At 34.9% G+C, this 16595-nt stretch carries 17 protein-coding genes, 1 tRNA gene and 2 pseudogenes; 10 read left to right on the top strand and 10 right to left on the bottom strand.

Translation table 11 applies throughout. The features are described from left to right. Positions 1–389: 389 nt before the first annotated feature. Positions 390–854 (bottom strand): annotated as a pseudogene (locus tag ACICQD_RS06095) (hypothetical protein); the annotation flags it as partial. Positions 855–904: 50 nt separating this feature from the next. Here ACICQD_RS06095 and ACICQD_RS06090 point away from each other — a divergent pair. Both ACICQD_RS06090 and ACICQD_RS06085 read left to right on the top strand, forming a co-directional pair. Continuing rightward, entirely contained in the window at positions 905–1252 is a 348-nt protein-coding gene (locus ACICQD_RS06090; RefSeq protein ID WP_155968342.1) for an IS630 transposase-related protein, read from the top strand. Positions 1253–1271: 19 nt separating this feature from the next. Further along, complete coding sequence (locus ACICQD_RS06085) at positions 1272–1763, top strand: IS630 family transposase (RefSeq protein ID WP_155968340.1); 492 nt, start codon at positions 1272–1274, stop codon at positions 1761–1763. A 22-nt stretch (positions 1764–1785) separates the two neighbouring features. Here the strand turns inward: ACICQD_RS06085 and ACICQD_RS06080 are convergent. The 5 genes and pseudogenes from ACICQD_RS06080 to ACICQD_RS06060 all read right to left on the bottom strand — a co-directional run. Beyond that, positions 1786–1992 (bottom strand): annotated as a pseudogene (locus tag ACICQD_RS06080) (hypothetical protein); the annotation flags it as partial. A gap of 230 nt (positions 1993–2222) precedes the next feature. Beyond that, positions 2223–3716, bottom strand: a complete 1494-nt coding sequence (locus ACICQD_RS06075) for a DegQ family serine endoprotease (RefSeq protein ID WP_077188355.1) — start codon at positions 3714–3716, stop codon at positions 2223–2225. Positions 3717–3719: 3 nt separating this feature from the next. Continuing rightward, complete coding sequence (gene hflC, locus ACICQD_RS06070) at positions 3720–4592, bottom strand: protease modulator HflC (RefSeq protein ID WP_015589224.1); 873 nt, start codon at positions 4590–4592, stop codon at positions 3720–3722. A 2-nt stretch (positions 4593–4594) separates the two neighbouring features. Continuing rightward, complete coding sequence (hflK, locus tag ACICQD_RS06065) at positions 4595–5629, bottom strand: FtsH protease activity modulator HflK (protein WP_010962866.1); 1035 nt, start codon at positions 5627–5629, stop codon at positions 4595–4597. Positions 5630–5711: 82 nt separating this feature from the next. Further along, the gene (locus ACICQD_RS06060; protein ID WP_006279848.1) at positions 5712–5927 is read right to left on the bottom strand and encodes a hypothetical protein; all 216 of its coding nucleotides are present in this window, start codon (positions 5925–5927) and stop codon (positions 5712–5714) included. A gap of 155 nt (positions 5928–6082) precedes the next feature. On the opposite strand from ACICQD_RS06060, the gene walE1 reads away from it, so the two are divergent. From walE1 to ACICQD_RS06040, 4 genes are all read left to right on the top strand, one after another. Continuing rightward, positions 6083–7606: an actin bundler gene (gene walE1 / locus ACICQD_RS06055; protein WP_395461757.1), complete on the top strand. Its 1524-nt coding sequence runs from the start codon at positions 6083–6085 to the stop codon at positions 7604–7606. Between the two features lie 441 nt (positions 7607–8047). Continuing rightward, positions 8048–8383, top strand: coding sequence for a divalent-cation tolerance protein CutA (cutA, locus tag ACICQD_RS06050; RefSeq protein WP_006279213.1), 336 nt, complete (start codon positions 8048–8050; stop codon positions 8381–8383). Then, positions 8374–8448, top strand: a tRNA-Gln gene (locus ACICQD_RS06045). Before cutA ends, ACICQD_RS06045 begins: the two co-directional genes overlap by 10 nt. Before the next feature lie 135 nt (positions 8449–8583). Continuing rightward, positions 8584–9042 (top strand): hypothetical protein, encoded by a 459-nt coding sequence (locus ACICQD_RS06040; RefSeq protein ID WP_395461756.1) that lies wholly within the window; start codon positions 8584–8586, stop codon positions 9040–9042. A gap of 15 nt (positions 9043–9057) precedes the next feature. Here the strand turns inward: ACICQD_RS06040 and ACICQD_RS06035 are convergent, their stop codons facing one another. The 3 genes from ACICQD_RS06035 to recG form a co-directional block, all read right to left on the bottom strand. Beyond that, positions 9058–9345: a hypothetical protein gene (locus ACICQD_RS06035; RefSeq protein WP_007549783.1), complete on the bottom strand. Its 288-nt coding sequence runs from the start codon at positions 9343–9345 to the stop codon at positions 9058–9060. 270 nt (positions 9346–9615) lie between these two features. Further along, positions 9616–9816 (bottom strand): hypothetical protein, encoded by a 201-nt coding sequence (locus tag ACICQD_RS06030; RefSeq protein ID WP_213863044.1) that lies wholly within the window; start codon positions 9814–9816, stop codon positions 9616–9618. 595 nt (positions 9817–10411) lie between these two features. Continuing rightward, positions 10412–12433, bottom strand: coding sequence for an ATP-dependent DNA helicase RecG (recG, locus tag ACICQD_RS06025; RefSeq protein ID WP_395461755.1), 2022 nt, complete (start codon positions 12431–12433; stop codon positions 10412–10414). A gap of 296 nt (positions 12434–12729) precedes the next feature. On the opposite strand from recG, the gene ACICQD_RS06020 reads away from it, so the two are divergent. Continuing rightward, on the top strand, positions 12730–13527 hold the full coding sequence (locus tag ACICQD_RS06020; protein WP_395461831.1) for a hypothetical protein: 798 nt from the start codon (positions 12730–12732) through the stop codon (positions 13525–13527). Positions 13528–13539: 12 nt separating this feature from the next. Here the strand turns inward: ACICQD_RS06020 and miaA are convergent, their stop codons facing one another. Then, on the bottom strand, positions 13540–14433 hold the full coding sequence (gene miaA, locus ACICQD_RS06015) for a tRNA (adenosine(37)-N6)-dimethylallyltransferase MiaA (protein WP_395461754.1): 894 nt from the start codon (positions 14431–14433) through the stop codon (positions 13540–13542). Positions 14434–14508: 75 nt separating this feature from the next. Here miaA and ACICQD_RS06010 point away from each other — a divergent pair, with 75 nt between their 5' ends. The 3 genes from ACICQD_RS06010 to ACICQD_RS06000 all read left to right on the top strand — a co-directional run bounded on the left by ACICQD_RS06010 (position 14509) and on the right by ACICQD_RS06000 (position 16524). Then, complete coding sequence (locus tag ACICQD_RS06010) at positions 14509–14979, top strand: hypothetical protein (RefSeq protein ID WP_010082479.1); 471 nt, start codon at positions 14509–14511, stop codon at positions 14977–14979. Positions 14980–15097: 118 nt separating this feature from the next. Continuing rightward, positions 15098–15685, top strand: coding sequence for an L-threonylcarbamoyladenylate synthase (locus tag ACICQD_RS06005; RefSeq protein ID WP_006280292.1), 588 nt, complete (start codon positions 15098–15100; stop codon positions 15683–15685). A gap of 17 nt (positions 15686–15702) precedes the next feature. Then, positions 15703–16524: an AAA family ATPase gene (locus ACICQD_RS06000; protein WP_151807995.1), complete on the top strand. Its 822-nt coding sequence runs from the start codon at positions 15703–15705 to the stop codon at positions 16522–16524. The last annotated feature ends 71 nt before the right edge of the window (positions 16525–16595 follow it).

Below are 16595 nucleotides of genomic sequence, written 5' to 3'. Positions count from 1 at the left end.
ATATTTAAGAACTATTAATGTAAAGATGTCAATAAAATTATTTACATTTTTACACTATATATATATTATATTATGTGCTATTTAACCTTTCAATAATATTTTTTATTTTTACTGCTTCTTCAAACTCTAGCATGCGCTTTTCTTAAATTATCCTTATTAATATTTGCTTTTGCCTCTATCACCACTTTTTCTTGTAAAGTATTTGATATAGATTTTATTATACTCTTTGGCATAACATTTGCAACATACTTTATCTATAAATGGAAATTATTATACTTGCAGCTAGACACAATTTGAAATAATTTACACTATAAAGTTAAGGAACGAGATCCCAGATACAAGTGTCTGGGCACTGGGATGACAGGAGGGGGGGTTGGAATGACACCAGTATGGTTATTAATTGAATAAATAACCTCCTTATTTTCAGAAATCATTGGCAAACAAATGTGATGCCATATGTTTTTTGGCTTAGATAAGAGGTGCCCAGTTAAGTCTTCCAGGTGGAGCCTATGCATCACAAGCACAATTACTCCTTTTTTTCTATCGTTGAGTCTCGTTACTAAAGTCTGATCGAACCAGTTTGTGGCACGTTTTCTAAATGTTTCACTCAAAGCTTGAGCAGGGTTAAGCGGATCATCCACAATAATAAAGTCACCACCTTCACCGGTTAATGTTCCTCCAACTGATGTTGCGATTCTAAATCCTCTCTGCACTGTTTGGAATTTATATTTAGTGTTCTGGTCTTTGGATAGTTCTACCTCTGGAAATAGTTCTTTATACCAATCAGATTGCATTATGCACCTGGTATCGAGCGAATGTTTTTCACTAAGCAACTTAGAATAACTTGCAACTATAGTACTTCCCAAAGTAAATGATAAAGGTATAATAAGCTATTTGAGTTATAATGGCGTATAGTGTGGATTTAAGGGAAAGGGCAGTATCGATGATAGAAAAAGGGAAGTCAAAGGTTGAGGTGGCAGAGCTTTTGGAGATAGGAATAGCAACTCTGTACCGCTGGTTAAGAAAGAAAGCCGCTGGTGAAAGCCTAAGGCCATCGAAAAACGGCAGCTTTATTCGAAAAATAGACCCAAAAATACTCGAAGAATATGTTAAAAAGAATCCAGATCATACGCTGGCAGAGATGAAACAAAATCTTGGATTTGGAATAAATTCAATTTGGTATAGGCTGAAACAGCTAAGAATTACTTTAAAAAAAAGTTACACTATATCAAGAGCGCAATCAAGAAGATAGGCAGCGATTTACCGATAAAATCTCAAAAATAGACCATTCCAGCATCTTATATATAGATGAAGCAGGAGTTGATAATAGGTTATACCGAGAGTATGGACGTGCTCCAATAGGAAAGAAAATTTATGCAGATATTCCAGGAAGAAAACGAGAGAGAATCAGTATAATAGGCGGGTGGATTGGAAAGAGATTTATTGCACCAATGACTTTCAAAGGTGGGTGTGACAAAGAGGTATTCAATACATGGTTAGAGAAGATGTTATTACCTAAATTGCCACATGGTACTACAATAGTTATGGACAATGCCACATTCCATAAAACTCCCAAAACAAAGGAGTTAATAGATAATGCTAGATGCCGTTTGCTCTATCTACCAACATATTCACCAGATTTGAACCCTATAGAGCATTGTTGGAATACCATCAAAAGCCGCCTCAGACCTTTAATGCATAAATATACAGACTTACAACTTTTGGTTGGTAATACCATAATGGAAATTTATCATTCATTTTAGAAAATACTATATTATTCTTGCAGTTGCCCAGTATCCATGCGGGCCACGCAACACTCATACATATGGACTTCATTGAACGCGGAGGCATATTGAATATTATGCGCCTTACTTCGCCAGCATTCGCTGCTTCCAGCCTGTCTGCTATGACTTTTATGTACTGATAATCATTATACTCACATCCCGGCACCACTGTTTGAAAGCACAGTTCAATGAATTTTAGAAAGTTCATGTTAGACCTCCTATAGTATCACCCAAGTAACCCCTATGGTGTTATCCAAGTGGCCGACACTGGTTCCTTTATGACGGCGTCATGCAAGTAGCTGACACTGGAATGACATCCTTTGGTTTTTTATATGGTTATGCAAGAAATCTAGTGTAGATTTTTATTTATTTTATAAGATTGAAGTGTTACAGTAGCGAGCTTACAACACTACTGTTTTGTAAATTTAGTGAATAAAATTACTTCTTTAATTTTATTGAAGCGAAAAATTGATTTCCATTGCGGTAAATGAGCAACATTATTGAATCTTTACCGTTTTTCTTTACTGCTAAATCAACTTGTTTTTGAAAATCGTTAGTATTTTCTATATCAGTTCCATCCAATTGGATAATGATGTCCCCTTTTTTAATACCACGCAGCGTGGCATTACTGTTACTATCTACATTGGTAACTATCACACCTTTTGTAGGTACATTATTTTTACTTTCTTTTGATTCTTTTGGCAGATTTGAAACAGTTAAACCGGTTACATAATCAGATGTTGATTTATTTTCTTCTTGATTGTTATCTTGGCCATCATTTGTAGATTCTCCGATCACAACTTTAATATTAACCTCTTTGCTCTTTCTAAGTAACTTAACTTGCACTTTTTTCTCAGGTCCAGCTCTTGAAACCATTTGAGGTAATTGTGTCATTCTATCGATTTTTTTACCGTCAAATTCTAATAATATATCACCTACTTTAATCCCACCTTTTTCTGCAGGACTATCCTTTACTATACTTGCAACCAATGCGCCTTTTATATCTTTTAAACCCAAGGACTCAGCAAATTCTTTCGTTATAGGCTGAACTTGCACACCAAGCCAACCATGTTTTATTTTTTTGCCACTTTTTAATGTGTCAATAATTGACATAGCTAAATTAGATGGTATGGCAAAACCTATACCCACGTTGCCGCCAGACTCAGATGGAGAATAGATAGCAGTATTAATACCTATAACTTTTCCATTTAAATCAAATAACGGTCCTCCAGAATTACCCCTATTAATTGCAGCATCAGTTTGAATAAATTCATTCATAGTGCCAATACTAATGTCCCTGGACCTTGCAGATATAATTCCTGTGCTTACAGAGCCACCCAAACCAAATGGGTTACCTATTGCCATAACCGTATCACCAACCCTTGCTTTATCAGAATCACCAAATGCAACAGAAGAAAGATCTTTATCAGAATTAATCTTAAGCACAGCAAGATCAGTTCTTGCATCATAGCCTAAAACTTCTGCTTTGAAATAAGTATTATCGTTCATAGTAACTGTGATATCTTTGGCGTTTTTAATAACGTGATAATTGGTTACTATAGTTCCACCTTTATCTATAATAAACCCAGAACCAAGCAACACCACCTCTTTGTTAACACTAGGGCCCCTATCCATAAAAAACTGATCAAAATGCTCAAAAAACTCTCTAAAATCATCAAAAAAATTATTTCCTGGCATAGATGGAACTCTAGTTCTGCTGTTATTTTCTTGTTTGATGATTTGTTCGCTTGAAATATTTACAACCGCAGGAATGAGTTCTTCCACTAAATCGGCAAGTCCTTGATTACAGTTGCATGCAGTAGTGCTAGCATCAACGACCTTTTTTGCATTCCAATCAAACATATTAGCATACGAAGAAAACGCAATTAGAAAATATGCAAATATAGATAAAATAAATGCCTTACTTTTCATAAATTATTTCCATCCTTTATTTAAAATATCTAAAAAATTATTATTTGGTGAAAGTACAAATTTAGTATTATTTTCGGCAAATGATTTACTGTAAGCGCTCATAGAGCGATAAAAGTTAAAGAACTCTTCATCAACCTTAAATGCCTCATTATAAATTCTAGTTGCTTCAGCATAACCACGGCCCCTTATTTCGTACGATTCTTTTACTGCACTGGAGATAATTTCCCTTTTTAATTTATCAGCTTTTGATCTAACTTCCTGCCCAGCTTGCTCTCCTTCTGCTCTAATTTCTTTTGCTTCTTTTTCCCTTTCAGTTTGCATACGGCGAAATATTGCAGAACTATTTTCTTCTGGTAAATCTGCTCTCTTAATTCTTACATCTATTATTTCTATGCCAAATTTTTCAGCTTCAGAATAAACTCCACGCTGAATCAATTGCATAACCTCTGATCTTTTTTCATTCAACAAGCTAATCAACGAAAATCTGCCTATATTTTCTCTTATGTGTGCTTCTATAACCGGATATAATCTTCTAACCAGACCTGATTCATTCCTCACAGCCTGGTAAAAAGTAATAGGATTCGTTATTTTATATTTTGCATACGCATCTACTATAATACGTTTTTGATCTGCAGTTATCACTTCTCTTGGAGTTTTGTCAGGACTTAAATCTAAAACTCTTTTATCAAGAAACTCTACACTATTTATGAATGGCAACTTAAAATATAAGCCACTTTCCCTAACATCCCTTACAACTTTACCCAGTTGTATAACTATTGCTTGCTTTGTTTCTTGCACAACAAATATTGAATTAGATAAAGCAATCAATAAAACAACAAATACAGAAACAAAAACAATTTTAATATTACTACTCATGGTTATTTTCCTAAATTTGTAAGAGGTAAATAAGAAAACATACCTTTCAGATCATCAGTTACAACAACTTTATCTACCTTACTGAAAATATTTTCCATAGTTTCAAGATAAATACGATTCTTAACGAGAGAAGGATTCTGTCTATATTCCTCATAAAGAGATAAAAAGCGATTTGCATTACCTTTTGCTTCATTTATTATTTCATTTTCATATGCTTGTGCATCTAATTTTATCTTTATCGCTTCACCCTTTGCTCGAGGTATAATATCATTATTATAAGCATATGCTTCGTTTATAGTACGCTCTTTGTCTGCACGAGCACTTTGTACATCTCTAAACGAACTGATTACTTTTTCTGGTGGATCAATTTTTTTCATTTGAACAGATAAAATCTCTATACCCATTTGGTATCCATCAAGAATCTGCTGCAATAGAATTCTAGTATCTCTAGAAATTTCTGGTCTGCCTTGACCAAGTGCAAAAGAGATCGTATTTTTACCTATTATTTCTCTCATGGCACTTTCAGCAGCATTTTTAACACTGAAACCGGGTTTGTAATCCCGCACTTTGAATAAATAGTCCTTAGCATCTCTAACGCGCCACTGAACCTCGAAGTTAACGTTGACTATATTTTCATCTCCAGTTAGCATCACGCCTTCACCGCGATCTGTATCTCGCCCATAAGAACTACTTACCCCAATTTCTTCACGATTTACTTCCTTAACGTTCACTTTAAAAACCTTGCCAATAGGGTAGGGGAAGTGATAACGCAAACCAGGTGTTTCTGTATTAGAATATTTACCAAAGGTAAGTTCTATACTTTCTTCACTAGGATGGACAATATAAAAGCCAGTGCAAGCATAGAACAGCAAAATAATGAAAATGATGAAATAAGGTTTTTTGCCCCTGTTTCTGGTTAATCCATTAAGAAAGAACCTTATATCAGATACAGCTTTACTTAAAATATCTTCATTATTAGGAGTTTTGTTCCCTACCGGTTTCTTTCCCAGATTCCAAGGATTATTATCATCAAACATAATGATTGATTCTATAATTAATACGCTAATATTACTTCTTTAATAAGAAAATGCAAACATAAATTGCTATTTTATTTACAAATTAATCATCAGGATGGAAAACATGATCGTACACTTCCTTTTCTCTATGTAATATGGTCGACTCTATGGAATTTTCTGGCTTTTTTTTGAATTCTTTGTTGTCACTCTTTAAGTGCACTACGTCTTTGTGAAAATGGGAATTATACCTAAATAGTAAAGCTATTATTATTAAAGTTATAACAGCCAAAAAGATGAGTGTTCTTTTTCTATACTTCATAAATGCTGCAGCTTCTTGACCTAATTTTCTATGTTACCACAAAACACGTCAAGCGAAATTATTTGAAGACAAATAAATACTGGCAATCAATTTAACACTAACTTAAGAATCAAGGAATACAATTATAATATATTTAATTAATAGTGAGGTTTAAAATGTTACATAATGAAAAAAATTCAAATTCTGTTGGAACTCAACAAAACCAACCAGAAGATAGTTTTGATTTGAATAAAACGATGCAAAATCTACCAAATTCAGATATTGCTAATGATCACAAGAAGCTAAAAGAAAGAATGACTGACCTGTTAAAAGGAGATACAGAATTCTCTAAGATGAAACAAGGAGATAAGATTCTTGTAGTAAGTGCAGCAAGTGGATTATTTACGGCAGTACTACCACTTTTGGCAGTTGGTGCAACACTTGCTATACCAGGTGCTATAGTTGGTCTTGCTTTATATTTCGCTGTAAAAGTCGCTGTAAAAACAGTTCAATCTGGATATAAAGGGCTCAAGTGGTCAGCAGAAAAAACAGTTGATGGGGCGAAATATACTGCTGGGAAAGTTAAGGACGCATCAACATACGCTGCCGGAAAAGTTAGAGATGGTGCTGTACATGTTAAAGATAAGGTGAAAGAAGGTTATGAACATTCAGTAGATTCACTGAAAAAAGGCGCTAGTTTTGTAGGCGAAGGAGTGGCAAATAAGTTCCATAAGGCATCTGGTGAGACGGACTATTTAGATAAGGTAAAAAGGTTTACTCCAGATGCAATTAAGAAATCTGACGAAATAAGAAATGATATGAAAGCAATTTTTGCTGATAAAGGAAATAATTCTGGGTTAGTGAAAAATGTACTTTCTGGAATATCGTCAGAAATTGATTTAAAAATGGCAGAGAAGGCAAAATCAGGGGAGATTGAACATACTTCTGGATGGCAAGTACAGAAAGAATTCATTAATAATTTAAATGAAAAAAGCTTGCATAACTTGTTAACACAAAGGTCATTACCTAAAGGTAGTTATTTCATCGACAGTGTTTTCTCTGAACATTACGATGAAATTAAGAAGGTTATTAAAGAATGTAGAGAAAATCATTTGTACTCAAGCGTAAGCAATATGTTTGACAGAGCAGAGAAAAAAGCTAACAGGCCTTCTGTCAAAAGTTTAACTAGGTCTGTGTCATCATCATTCTCTTCACTGGGAAGAAAAGGCTCTGAACAATCTAACAGCTTGTCAAAAAGCAATTCACTAAATTCTATAGGAACTGAAAGTACTGCTACTGTCTCTGATTCAGATTCTCAGAACTTTGCAACAGTCCGTAGAAGCAATTCATCTAGTAGCTTAACTCCTAAGCTTACTCCAGTTGCTCCACCAGAACTACCTAGAAGCGCCTCATTGACTAACTTAAATGGACAAAGTTCTTTCAGTGAAGATGTTCTCAGTGATCCTATTGTGGAGCAAAACCTGGATAGTTTGAGTAACAGAACTCTCACTCACAGTAATTCTACTGATAGTGGAATGGGTTCTGGTTCTTCTACGCTAACAAGAAAACAAGTTCTTCCTTTAAAAGAAGAATTTGACAGAGAACTCGAAGAAAAGTTGGCAAAACGACGCGCATCTCTAGATCAACCTAGTGCAGAACCTGTCAACTCAAGAGCTACAGCAACTCCAGGAACAGTGTAATAAGTAAAACTTCTACCTTCTCCAAAAGGATGTTACTCAATGAGTAACGTCCTTTTTTTGTTTTTAAACTATAGAAAAATCCTAGATCCCAGCGGTATGCGTACAACCGTATGAACATTGTGATTTCTCTGCTAGGAAAGGTGTCATCCGAGTAGCTGACACTGGGATCCAGGAAAGTTTGCTTGTTTACAAGCAAACTAGCATAGGAAGTGGTTACAACGTTTTCGATGAGATTATATGGAAAACTGGATTCCAGTGTCAAGCACTGGAATGACATCACAGGGGCACTGGGATGACACCTTTACGTTTGAGGCAAACTAGCTATAACACTTAACATACTACCTTTGCAAACAAATGTTCATACAGTACGCGCTGGCGTTATTTTCTCTTGATGAATAAATCTCGGTAGAGTATAGTAGCAATGCATTTATGTAGCTACTAATGAATAATTTAGTTTTGGTTTATACAACTTTTTCAAATTTTGAGGAGGCTAAAACTGTTTCTGAAGAATTGTTAAACGAGAAATTAATTGTATGTGTAAATATATTTCCCGAAGTGAATTCTCTGTATTTATGGGAAGGTAAAATTAGTAATAGTTGTGAAGTAGTGGCAATTATGAAGAGCAGGAATGATCAAGTTGATAAAATTGTAGAAAAAATCGAAGCAATGCATTCTTATGATCAGCCAGCTATTGCTGTGATGCCCATAGAAAAAGCAAATAAATCTTTTACTAATTGGGCTAATAGTGTTATTGATGTAAGTAGTATTGGGGTGTAGCCAAGTGGTAAGGCAGCGGTTTTTGATACCGCCACGCGAAGGTTCGAATCCTTCCACCCCAGCCATATTGAAGTGGGTGTGAAATGATATCACTTTTCTATAAATTAAGATTATTGAATTATATATTAGGTAGTCTAAAAGATATAATTGTGAAACTGTTTCTCTTCACAATGTATCTTTACACATTCAGCATTGTGCTCATGTTTCTCAGCAATGGTTTTTGGTATGCTGTAGAATTTTGCTCTTTCAAAAATGCGTTTTACCGTTTGTTTCAATATTGCAAGTGGTATTATGAAAATAGGGAAGATCTCGGTTACGGAATTTCTATTCGAATATTAGTGGCGTTTCTTACTCCGCATTTTCTCTATAAATTATTACTTGGCACAGGCTGGAAGTCCTTTTTAAAGGAAAAGATAATACAGATACTCAACACAAGAGGAAAAAAGGGTAGTGAGTTCAGTAACAGTAGCAAACCAAGTGGCAGTAGTTATAGTGATAAGAATAATTACAGCAATAACAGTGGTAACAATGAGCGTCAAGCTCAAGATGCAAAGCGAAAAGTAAACATGATAAAGCAGCTATTAATCAAAGATATAGAGGCAACTATAGATAGGAGATTGAATTATATTTTTTTCGGTAAAAGGAGTAAACCTCATTAAGTATATAAAAAGGCTTTATCTAGTAAGGCTTTTTAAGGTTGGCTGTATTTTATTTTTTACGTATACCGGATCACAATCAGCCAATATACATGTGTGCACAAAATCTTGACTAAAGTCTGATAACCAAGAAATTGCCTTACGTTTTTCTACCAAGCTTTCTGTTTTTTTGCAGTGACTTGCTGCATCAATCATTGCCTGCGCTATTACTGATTTCCACAGCAAATAATACCTTTGTATATCATCTGACGTACTATTTGTTTCATAGTGGTTAAAAAATTCTTTAAAATTGAAGTTGTTTGACATAATGATACCTCTTTGGATTGAAATTTGAAATGATTTGAGTTTATGTCGCCACAGCAGATTCCGCTAACAAGCAGCGGGATAACGAATTACTTAACCGTCATTACACCGTCATACCGCGATTCATTCGCGGTATCTCGCTAACAAGCAGCGGACCGTCATACCGCCGCGGCGCTAACAAGCAGCGGGATGACGGTTGTCAGGCCAGCGCCCCCATGATGTCATTCAAGTAGCTGACACTGGTTCCTTTATGACGGCAGTGCCCCTATGGTGTCATCCCAGTGTCCCTATGATGTCATCCCAGTGCCCAGACACTGGGATCCAGGAATTTTGATTGGACACTGGGTTGGTAAGCATAAAAGTGTTATGTAAAATACAACGTTCTTGATGGGATTGCATGAAATGCTGGATCCCAGTGTCTGGGCACTGGGATGACACCATAGGAGGCTGCTTGGATGACAAAAAAAGGAGCACTGGAATGACAGCAATCTACGTCATACCGCGATTCATTCGCGGTATCTCAGCCGCTAACAAGAGATCCCGCTAACAAGCAGCGGGATGACGGTTGTCGTTTAGCCATAAACATTAAGAAATTTACCAAATGAAAAAAAAGGCAAAAGAAGCCCCGTGGTTATTATCCGCTTTAAAATATTGGCGTTTTTTATGTTTTAAACGCTTGACAAGCGAAATTCAGCTGCTTTTAATTGCAACTAACTTACGCTGCAAACGTTTAAGAAATTTACTAAGCAGAAAAAAAGACAAAGAATCCCCGAGTTAGCTAGTCTTTTACTATCTCTGTCGAGTATTGGCATTTTTTGATGTCTTGTAACGCTTTATAAGCGCGTTCAGCTTATTTAGATAAAAATCTAGATGTAGATGAAGTTTTGTAAAGACATACAGTATCTATATACTGCAAAAAATTGAACATAAGACGCCGATACATTAAGTAATCCTTACCTTTTAATCTGCAGATTGGCGAAAGCAAATACAATAGCTTCAGTTTCATGATAAGGGGGCTGGCGGAGTTTGTCAAGGAAGTTTTTTCGTTTCTGTGGGCTACCTGGTTTTCCTACTGAAATTTTGAAAAATGTAATCTACTCCTATATTCAAATATATCAAGCAGTAATTCAAAATCAGCCATTGCGCCTTTTGCGTTATTATACGCGAGATTGAGCAGCTCTTTGTCCTGATATAAATCAGCAAATTTAAATTCCATACATCCTGATTGTTTTGTGCCTAAAATATCTCCACTGCCTCTTAGCATCATATCCCTTTCAGCAATGTAAAATCCATCTTGTGACTCACACATGATCTTTAACTTTGAAGATGAGCTTTTACTTAAATTATCGTATAATAATACACAAAAAGATGGCTTGTTTCCTCGCCCTACTCTGCCTCTTAACTGATGCAATTGTGATAACCCAAATTGCTCTGCATTTTCTATAATCATGATGGTTGCATCTGGCACATCTATACCAACTTCTATCACAGTGGTTGCAACAAGCAGAGAAAATTCATTCCTTTTGAAGGAAAACATAACTTGATCTTTCTGCTCCTGAGTCAATTTTCCGTGTATTATCCCGACTTTATCAAGAAATGTTTTTTGTAATTCCTGAAAACGCATCTCTGCTGCAGCAATATTGGTCTCTTCGTTTTCTTCTATATATGGACAAATCCAATATGCTTTTTCGCCCCTGTTTATAGCACCTTTTAGCTTTTCAATAACATCTGGCACCCTACTAATGTTCATAGTTACAGTTTTTATTGGCAATCTGGATTTTGGTTTTTCTTTCAAAATTGAACATTCAACATCACCATACATAGCTTGCTGCAAGGTTCTTGGAATGGGAGTTGCAGTAACGAAAAGTATATCGGCATTTTCTCCTTTTCCTACCAAGCGATTTCTCTGCATCACTCCAAATCGCTGTTGCTCGTCTATGACTGCAAGCCCTAAATTTTTAAATGTAACGTTAGCTTGAAATAGTGCATGAGTGCCAATCACTATATTTAAAACACCACTTGCAAGTTCGTTCATGATAATCTTTCTTTCCTTGCGCGAAGTTTTACCAGTAAGCAGCGCAACTTTTATATCGGTACAGGATAAAACTTCCTCAATCCAATTATAATGTTGCTCCGCCAAGATAGTAGTCGGTGCCATTAGAGCTGCCTGCATGTTGTTTTCTACCACATTTATCATTGCAAAAAGTGCAACTACGGTTTTGCCACTACCAACATCACCTTGCAGCAAGCTTATCATGCGATACTTGGATTTTTGCCTCTCTGAAATTTCATCTATTGCACGAATTTGATCGTTTGTTAATTGAAACGATAATTCATTTAAAACTTGCTCTTTATATTTACTCAATACTATAAATTCTCTTCCCCTTTCTTTTACATGATTCTCTCTTGCAAGTTTCAGTGCTAGCTGATACGCAAACAATTCATCATAAGCAAGCCTTTTTCTACAAACCTCGGCTTCCGCCAATGAGCTTGGCCTGTGCAACTTTATGATGCTTTCCCTCCAACTTAGCCATTTTTTTTGCTTGATTAATGTATCATCTATCCACTCTGGCAAATCAGGCAATTCTTTCAGGTTAGAGCTTATTATGTTTCCAATGCTCTTATTGGTAATGCCACGGCATAATTGGTAGACTGGCTCTATGCAAGCTATTTCTTTAAATTGGTTGATGTCAAGCGACACGTAATCTGGATGAGTAATTTGCCAATGTTCAGCAAACTTTTCGAGCTTGCCACTGATGATTACAGAAGCTCCAGTTGGAAATAGTTTATATAAATACTTAACTGAGTAATTAAAAAAGACTATGAACATATACTGACTCTCACTTTCAACGACTATTTTATATGGTCTACCTCTAAAAGTAGGCGACTGATGCTCATAAACTTTTGCAATAAAAGTTGTAAATTCTCCAACTTGAGCATCGGGCAGTGACTTACTTCTATCCACATAACTGAGTGGCCTATAAAATAGCAGGTCCACCACTTTGTCCCCACCACAAAGTTTAGGCAATATTGTGGAATGAAATTTAGGTATATTCTCCAGCCTGCTATTTAGAAAAATCTGATTGCTCATTGAGATTCATACATGTGTAAAACTGTTATAGAGCCTTTTTAAAATCTTGTCACCTTATGGTCAGGTATGCACTATAGCTAGCACAGCTCTCTAACGTTATACCGCGATTCATTCGCGGTATCTCAGCCGCTAACACGTAACGGAATGACGAATTTGTTGTTTTTAAAATCGTCGGTAAGCCTAAGTTACCCCTAACTATATTTGCTATCATAGGGCTTATAGTAGGTATTTTATTAACTTATTAATCATTTTTATGTGTTATTATACCATTAGCAGTCTATATCAAGGTATTAATGATGAACAGCTCTACACCAAAAGAAAAGGAAAATCCAATAGTTACACTAAGAGCTCAAGCAGAAAAGTTTGGTTTTAGCAGGTTGAGGGCTGGTAAAGATAATGCTGAAGCGAATTCTGGTGCAACTATGTACGTAGATCTTCCAAGAATGAAACTTGTTATTCAGAACAAAGTTATAACAAAAGAGCTTGTTGATGAATTATATAATAAACATACCAACCTCATTTCAAATGACAAAAATAAGTACCGCCAATTTGTAAAACAAGTTTTTACAGAGCTATTTGAATATGCTGAAGCAGAAGTTCCAAATGATTCTATTCTAGAAGAACTAATCACTAATTGTAACCAGGCTGCTTATGTGGGTGCATTGTATGGTAAAGGAGGACCTATCCTTCATTTAGCTGAAACATATGGGTTATTGTTTCAGTCTAATCATGTAACACATATTAATTGTAGTGATCCAAGTCATGCGGCAATCAGAATTGAAGAAAAAATTGCAGTTCGCACTTTTGCAGAACTGGAAGAAGAATTATGTAAATTGGATAGCTCGCTAGAATTCACACTTAAGTCTCAAGGTGATAAAAATGTAACATATGAAGATGGTAAATTGTCACTTGCTGTTCCTCGAAAATTGAGAGATTACAAAATTGATGGCAGAAATTTATTTGATGTCATTAAGGAGTATTTTTACGAATTCTGCGAGAAGCTAGGATTTAAGTTGAAAATAGAGCATGACTTGGATAAGCAACTGAAAGTGAACAGTGTAGAGTCACTTACCCACGATAAGGGTAGGACTTAGCCTTGATAATGATTAAGATATCTCAATCTCTGTAAGCTTATTTGCACAATCAATTACTTTAGAACTCGGAAATTGATTTTTAAACCAAGTATACTGACGTTTCGCGTAGTGTCTTGTATTGGTTTGAGCAATCTGTATCGCTTCGTCTAAAGTAATCTCACCTTTCAAGTACTTTATAATTTCTGGCACTCCGTGTGCTTTCATAGCTGGCAAATGTGGGGCTAGGTTCATGTTAAGTAGCTTTTTTACTTCATCAATTGCTCCATTTTCAATCATTTTGATAAAACGAGAATTTATTTTTTGGTATACATCCTCACGTTTAGGCAAAATTGTATATATCTTAAAATTATCGAATAAAGGAGGCTGTCTATTTTCTTGCCATACAAAGATTGTCTTACCAGTTTCAGTGATAACTTCAAGTGCTCTTGAAAGACGGTGCGAGTCATTAATACAGATTTTATCTTGAACTTTTGAGTCTTTGCTTAATACTAATTTATAGAACTCCTCTTTACTTAAATTTTTCCTGAGCTCACTTACGTTTTTTCTCACTTCCTGACTTATTTGTGGCATTGATGATAAGCCTTTGATGAAACTGCTGATGTAAAGCCCGCTTCCTCCAGTGATGATAGGTATTTGAGCATTTTCTAATGCGTGATTAACTTCTTTTTCTAAATCCTCTAACCATAGACCCACGGAATAATTTTCTTTTGCTGAAACATAACCATATAGTTTATAAAATACTTCTTGCTTTGGTGGTTGAGCAGTAATTATGGGAATTTCTTCATATACCTGCTTTGAATCACAATTTATTATACTAATATTTCCATATTTTTCTATCAGGTTATCGCATAATTCTGATTTACCTGAGGCCGTAATTCCTGTAATAATTACTATATTATTTTTCATTTATATTAATTTAATTAACATATGATAAAGTGTAGTAAAAGTTTGGATTCTACAATCTAAAGTTTGGAGATTTTTATGGCAGAAAACAACGACAATAATTCATTTACTAAGCGTTTCACAAACAGGACTCCTGGCGGTACAGGGGAAGGTTTTTCCAGTAAGTATTCGTCTCAAAACACCAAAGAACGGGCATTAGGGGAAAAAGGGAAAATTTCTGAATTAGCAGGCAAAAAAACCGAATCCAAGGAAGCTTTTTCTGAAAGTGGCGGCATAAAAAGTAAAAGCAGAACTGTCAATGAAAGATCTTTTGCTGATGCAACAAAAAGAAGTAGGTCAGATCTTATATACTTAGTCCGTGGTAAAGATCGTGGAAAATCAGCGTGGCATTATGTATTAGTTGATAAAGAGAAAAGAGAAATGTTTCTAGCAAAAAGCAGAACTGGCTCTATAGATGTTGCAGACTATGGAGAGATTTTGTATTCAGGATGGGGAGAGGATCCACCACAGGCAATAATTGATAAAGTCAATGAAGAGTTTGGGTTGTAGCAAATCTGCATAACAAATGGTAAGCTGCGTTGCATTACGTTTACAAAAACTAGCAGTTACTATATAAGATACAGTGCAACAAAACTGATCTAGTTGTTATGAATAAGTTTTTAGCTATATGGTATCTAAAATAATAAATGCAATACAGAACAATTTATTAGTGTGTTTTCCAACAGAAACAGTGTATGCTCTTGCTTGTAATGCACTAGATAATGAATCTATAGGAAAAATATATCAGATAAAGAAACGCTCTCAAAATAAACCACTGTCTATATTTGTTAGTGATATTTACAATTTGACAAAAATAGCAAAGGTAAAGGAAAGATATATTGATTTAATAAACCACTTTTCTCCTGGACCAATTACCTATATTTTACCACTTAAAAACAACAACATATTGCCAAACGAATTCTTTAAAGATAGTATAGGTATCAGAATTCCTGAGCATCCTATTGCAATTTCAATACTAAACAAACTGAAAGTTCCAATAGTTGCAACTAGTACAAATATTTCAGGAAAAGAAAGTGTATGTAAGGCAAACGATATACCACAATCCATTAAGCAACATTTATCTGTAGTGATTGAAGATGACGAACTAGTTTCTGGTATAGAATCTACTATTATTGACTTAACCGAAGATAAGATTAAGGTTTTAAGGGAAGGTGCAATTTCATTACAAACAGTAAACAACGCATTTTCAAACTAAAATCTATAGGAGAAAGAATGAAAAAAGTAATAGGCCACAACCAAGCCAAAAAAAAAATAATGAACAACTTATCTGTTCAGTCTTGGCTGATCTGTGGTAAAAAAGGTATAGGAAAAGCAACACTTGCAAAATCCTTCTCCAATTGGTTACTCATAAAAAACTATAATGAAGTAGCATTGGACTTACACATTGTTGAAGGTGATACTATCGGAATAGAAAAAGTCAGAGAAATGAAAAACTTTCTACACTTAAGTCCCATTCAATCAGAACACAAAATAGCTATAATAGATAGCTTAGAGGCAATGACTAATAACGCTAAAAACGCAATATTGAAAATATTAGAAGAGCCGCCAAAAAATTCTAAGATATTTATAATTAGCCATAAGCCATATGATATACAAACCACTATCTTGTGTAGGTGCTTTCAGCTAAATTTACTCCCATTAACTTATGATGAAACAAAGCAAGTTGCTTCATCTCAATGTAAATTTGATAATCAAACGTTTGACGAAATGATTACTTTATTTCCTGGAATGCCAGGAATGATAATAAATACAATAAGTAGTGATGCTTATGAAGCATACAAATGCTTTTATAAATTTCTTCATGATTTAAAGAATCCCAATATGATTAATAAAGTAATTAATAGCGAAATCGAACTAGAACTAGCATCATATATAATTCAGGCCTTCATTTTAGAAAGCATAAAGAGAGAGGTAAATGGTGTTGAAATTCTGCTAAGTCAGTGGAAAAAAATAGATGAACTTTTCGTTGCCGCAAAGCAACTCCACTTAGATAAAAAGCATGTTTTAGCTAATGTAGTTAATATCATGACATAAGTTTACAAAGTATAATACTTTTAACATAAATTCATGATAAAATTCTGTTAATTTAATACTCGAAGTATATA

This window comes from Wolbachia endosymbiont (group A) of Therophilus tumidulus, from assembly GCF_964277345.1.
Taxonomy (GTDB): Bacteria; Pseudomonadota; Alphaproteobacteria; order Rickettsiales; family Anaplasmataceae; genus Wolbachia; species Wolbachia pipientis.
This window is presented reverse-complemented; position numbering and strand designations above follow the sequence as displayed.

Excerpts from the sequence above, each read along its gene's own strand:
- ACICQD_RS06090 (WP_155968342.1), top strand. The coding sequence starts at position 905 with ATGGCGTATAGTGTGGATTTAAGGGAAAGGGCAGTATCGATGATAGAA.
- ACICQD_RS06075 (WP_077188355.1), bottom strand. The coding sequence starts at position 3,716 with ATGAAAAGTAAGGCATTTATTTTATCTATATTTGCATATTTTCTAATT.
- hflC (WP_015589224.1), bottom strand. The coding sequence starts at position 4,592 with ATGAGTAGTAATATTAAAATTGTTTTTGTTTCTGTATTTGTTGTTTTA.
- hflK (WP_010962866.1), bottom strand. The coding sequence starts at position 5,629 with ATGTTTGATGATAATAATCCTTGGAATCTGGGAAAGAAACCGGTAGGG.
- ACICQD_RS06060 (WP_006279848.1), bottom strand. The coding sequence starts at position 5,927 with ATGAAGTATAGAAAAAGAACACTCATCTTTTTGGCTGTTATAACTTTA.
- walE1 (WP_395461757.1), top strand. The coding sequence starts at position 6,083 with ATGTTACATAATGAAAAAAATTCAAATTCTGTTGGAACTCAACAAAAC.
- cutA (WP_006279213.1), top strand. The coding sequence starts at position 8,048 with ATGAATAATTTAGTTTTGGTTTATACAACTTTTTCAAATTTTGAGGAG.
- ACICQD_RS06040 (WP_395461756.1), top strand. The coding sequence starts at position 8,584 with ATGTTTCTCAGCAATGGTTTTTGGTATGCTGTAGAATTTTGCTCTTTC.
- ACICQD_RS06035 (WP_007549783.1), bottom strand. The coding sequence starts at position 9,345 with ATGTCAAACAACTTCAATTTTAAAGAATTTTTTAACCACTATGAAACA.
- recG (WP_395461755.1), bottom strand. The coding sequence starts at position 12,433 with ATGAGCAATCAGATTTTTCTAAATAGCAGGCTGGAGAATATACCTAAA.
- ACICQD_RS06020 (WP_395461831.1), top strand. The coding sequence starts at position 12,730 with ATGAACAGCTCTACACCAAAAGAAAAGGAAAATCCAATAGTTACACTA.
- miaA (WP_395461754.1), bottom strand. The coding sequence starts at position 14,433 with ATGAAAAATAATATAGTAATTATTACAGGAATTACGGCCTCAGGTAAA.
- ACICQD_RS06010 (WP_010082479.1), top strand. The coding sequence starts at position 14,509 with ATGGCAGAAAACAACGACAATAATTCATTTACTAAGCGTTTCACAAAC.
- ACICQD_RS06005 (WP_006280292.1), top strand. The coding sequence starts at position 15,098 with ATGGTATCTAAAATAATAAATGCAATACAGAACAATTTATTAGTGTGT.
- ACICQD_RS06000 (WP_151807995.1), top strand. The coding sequence starts at position 15,703 with ATGAAAAAAGTAATAGGCCACAACCAAGCCAAAAAAAAAATAATGAAC.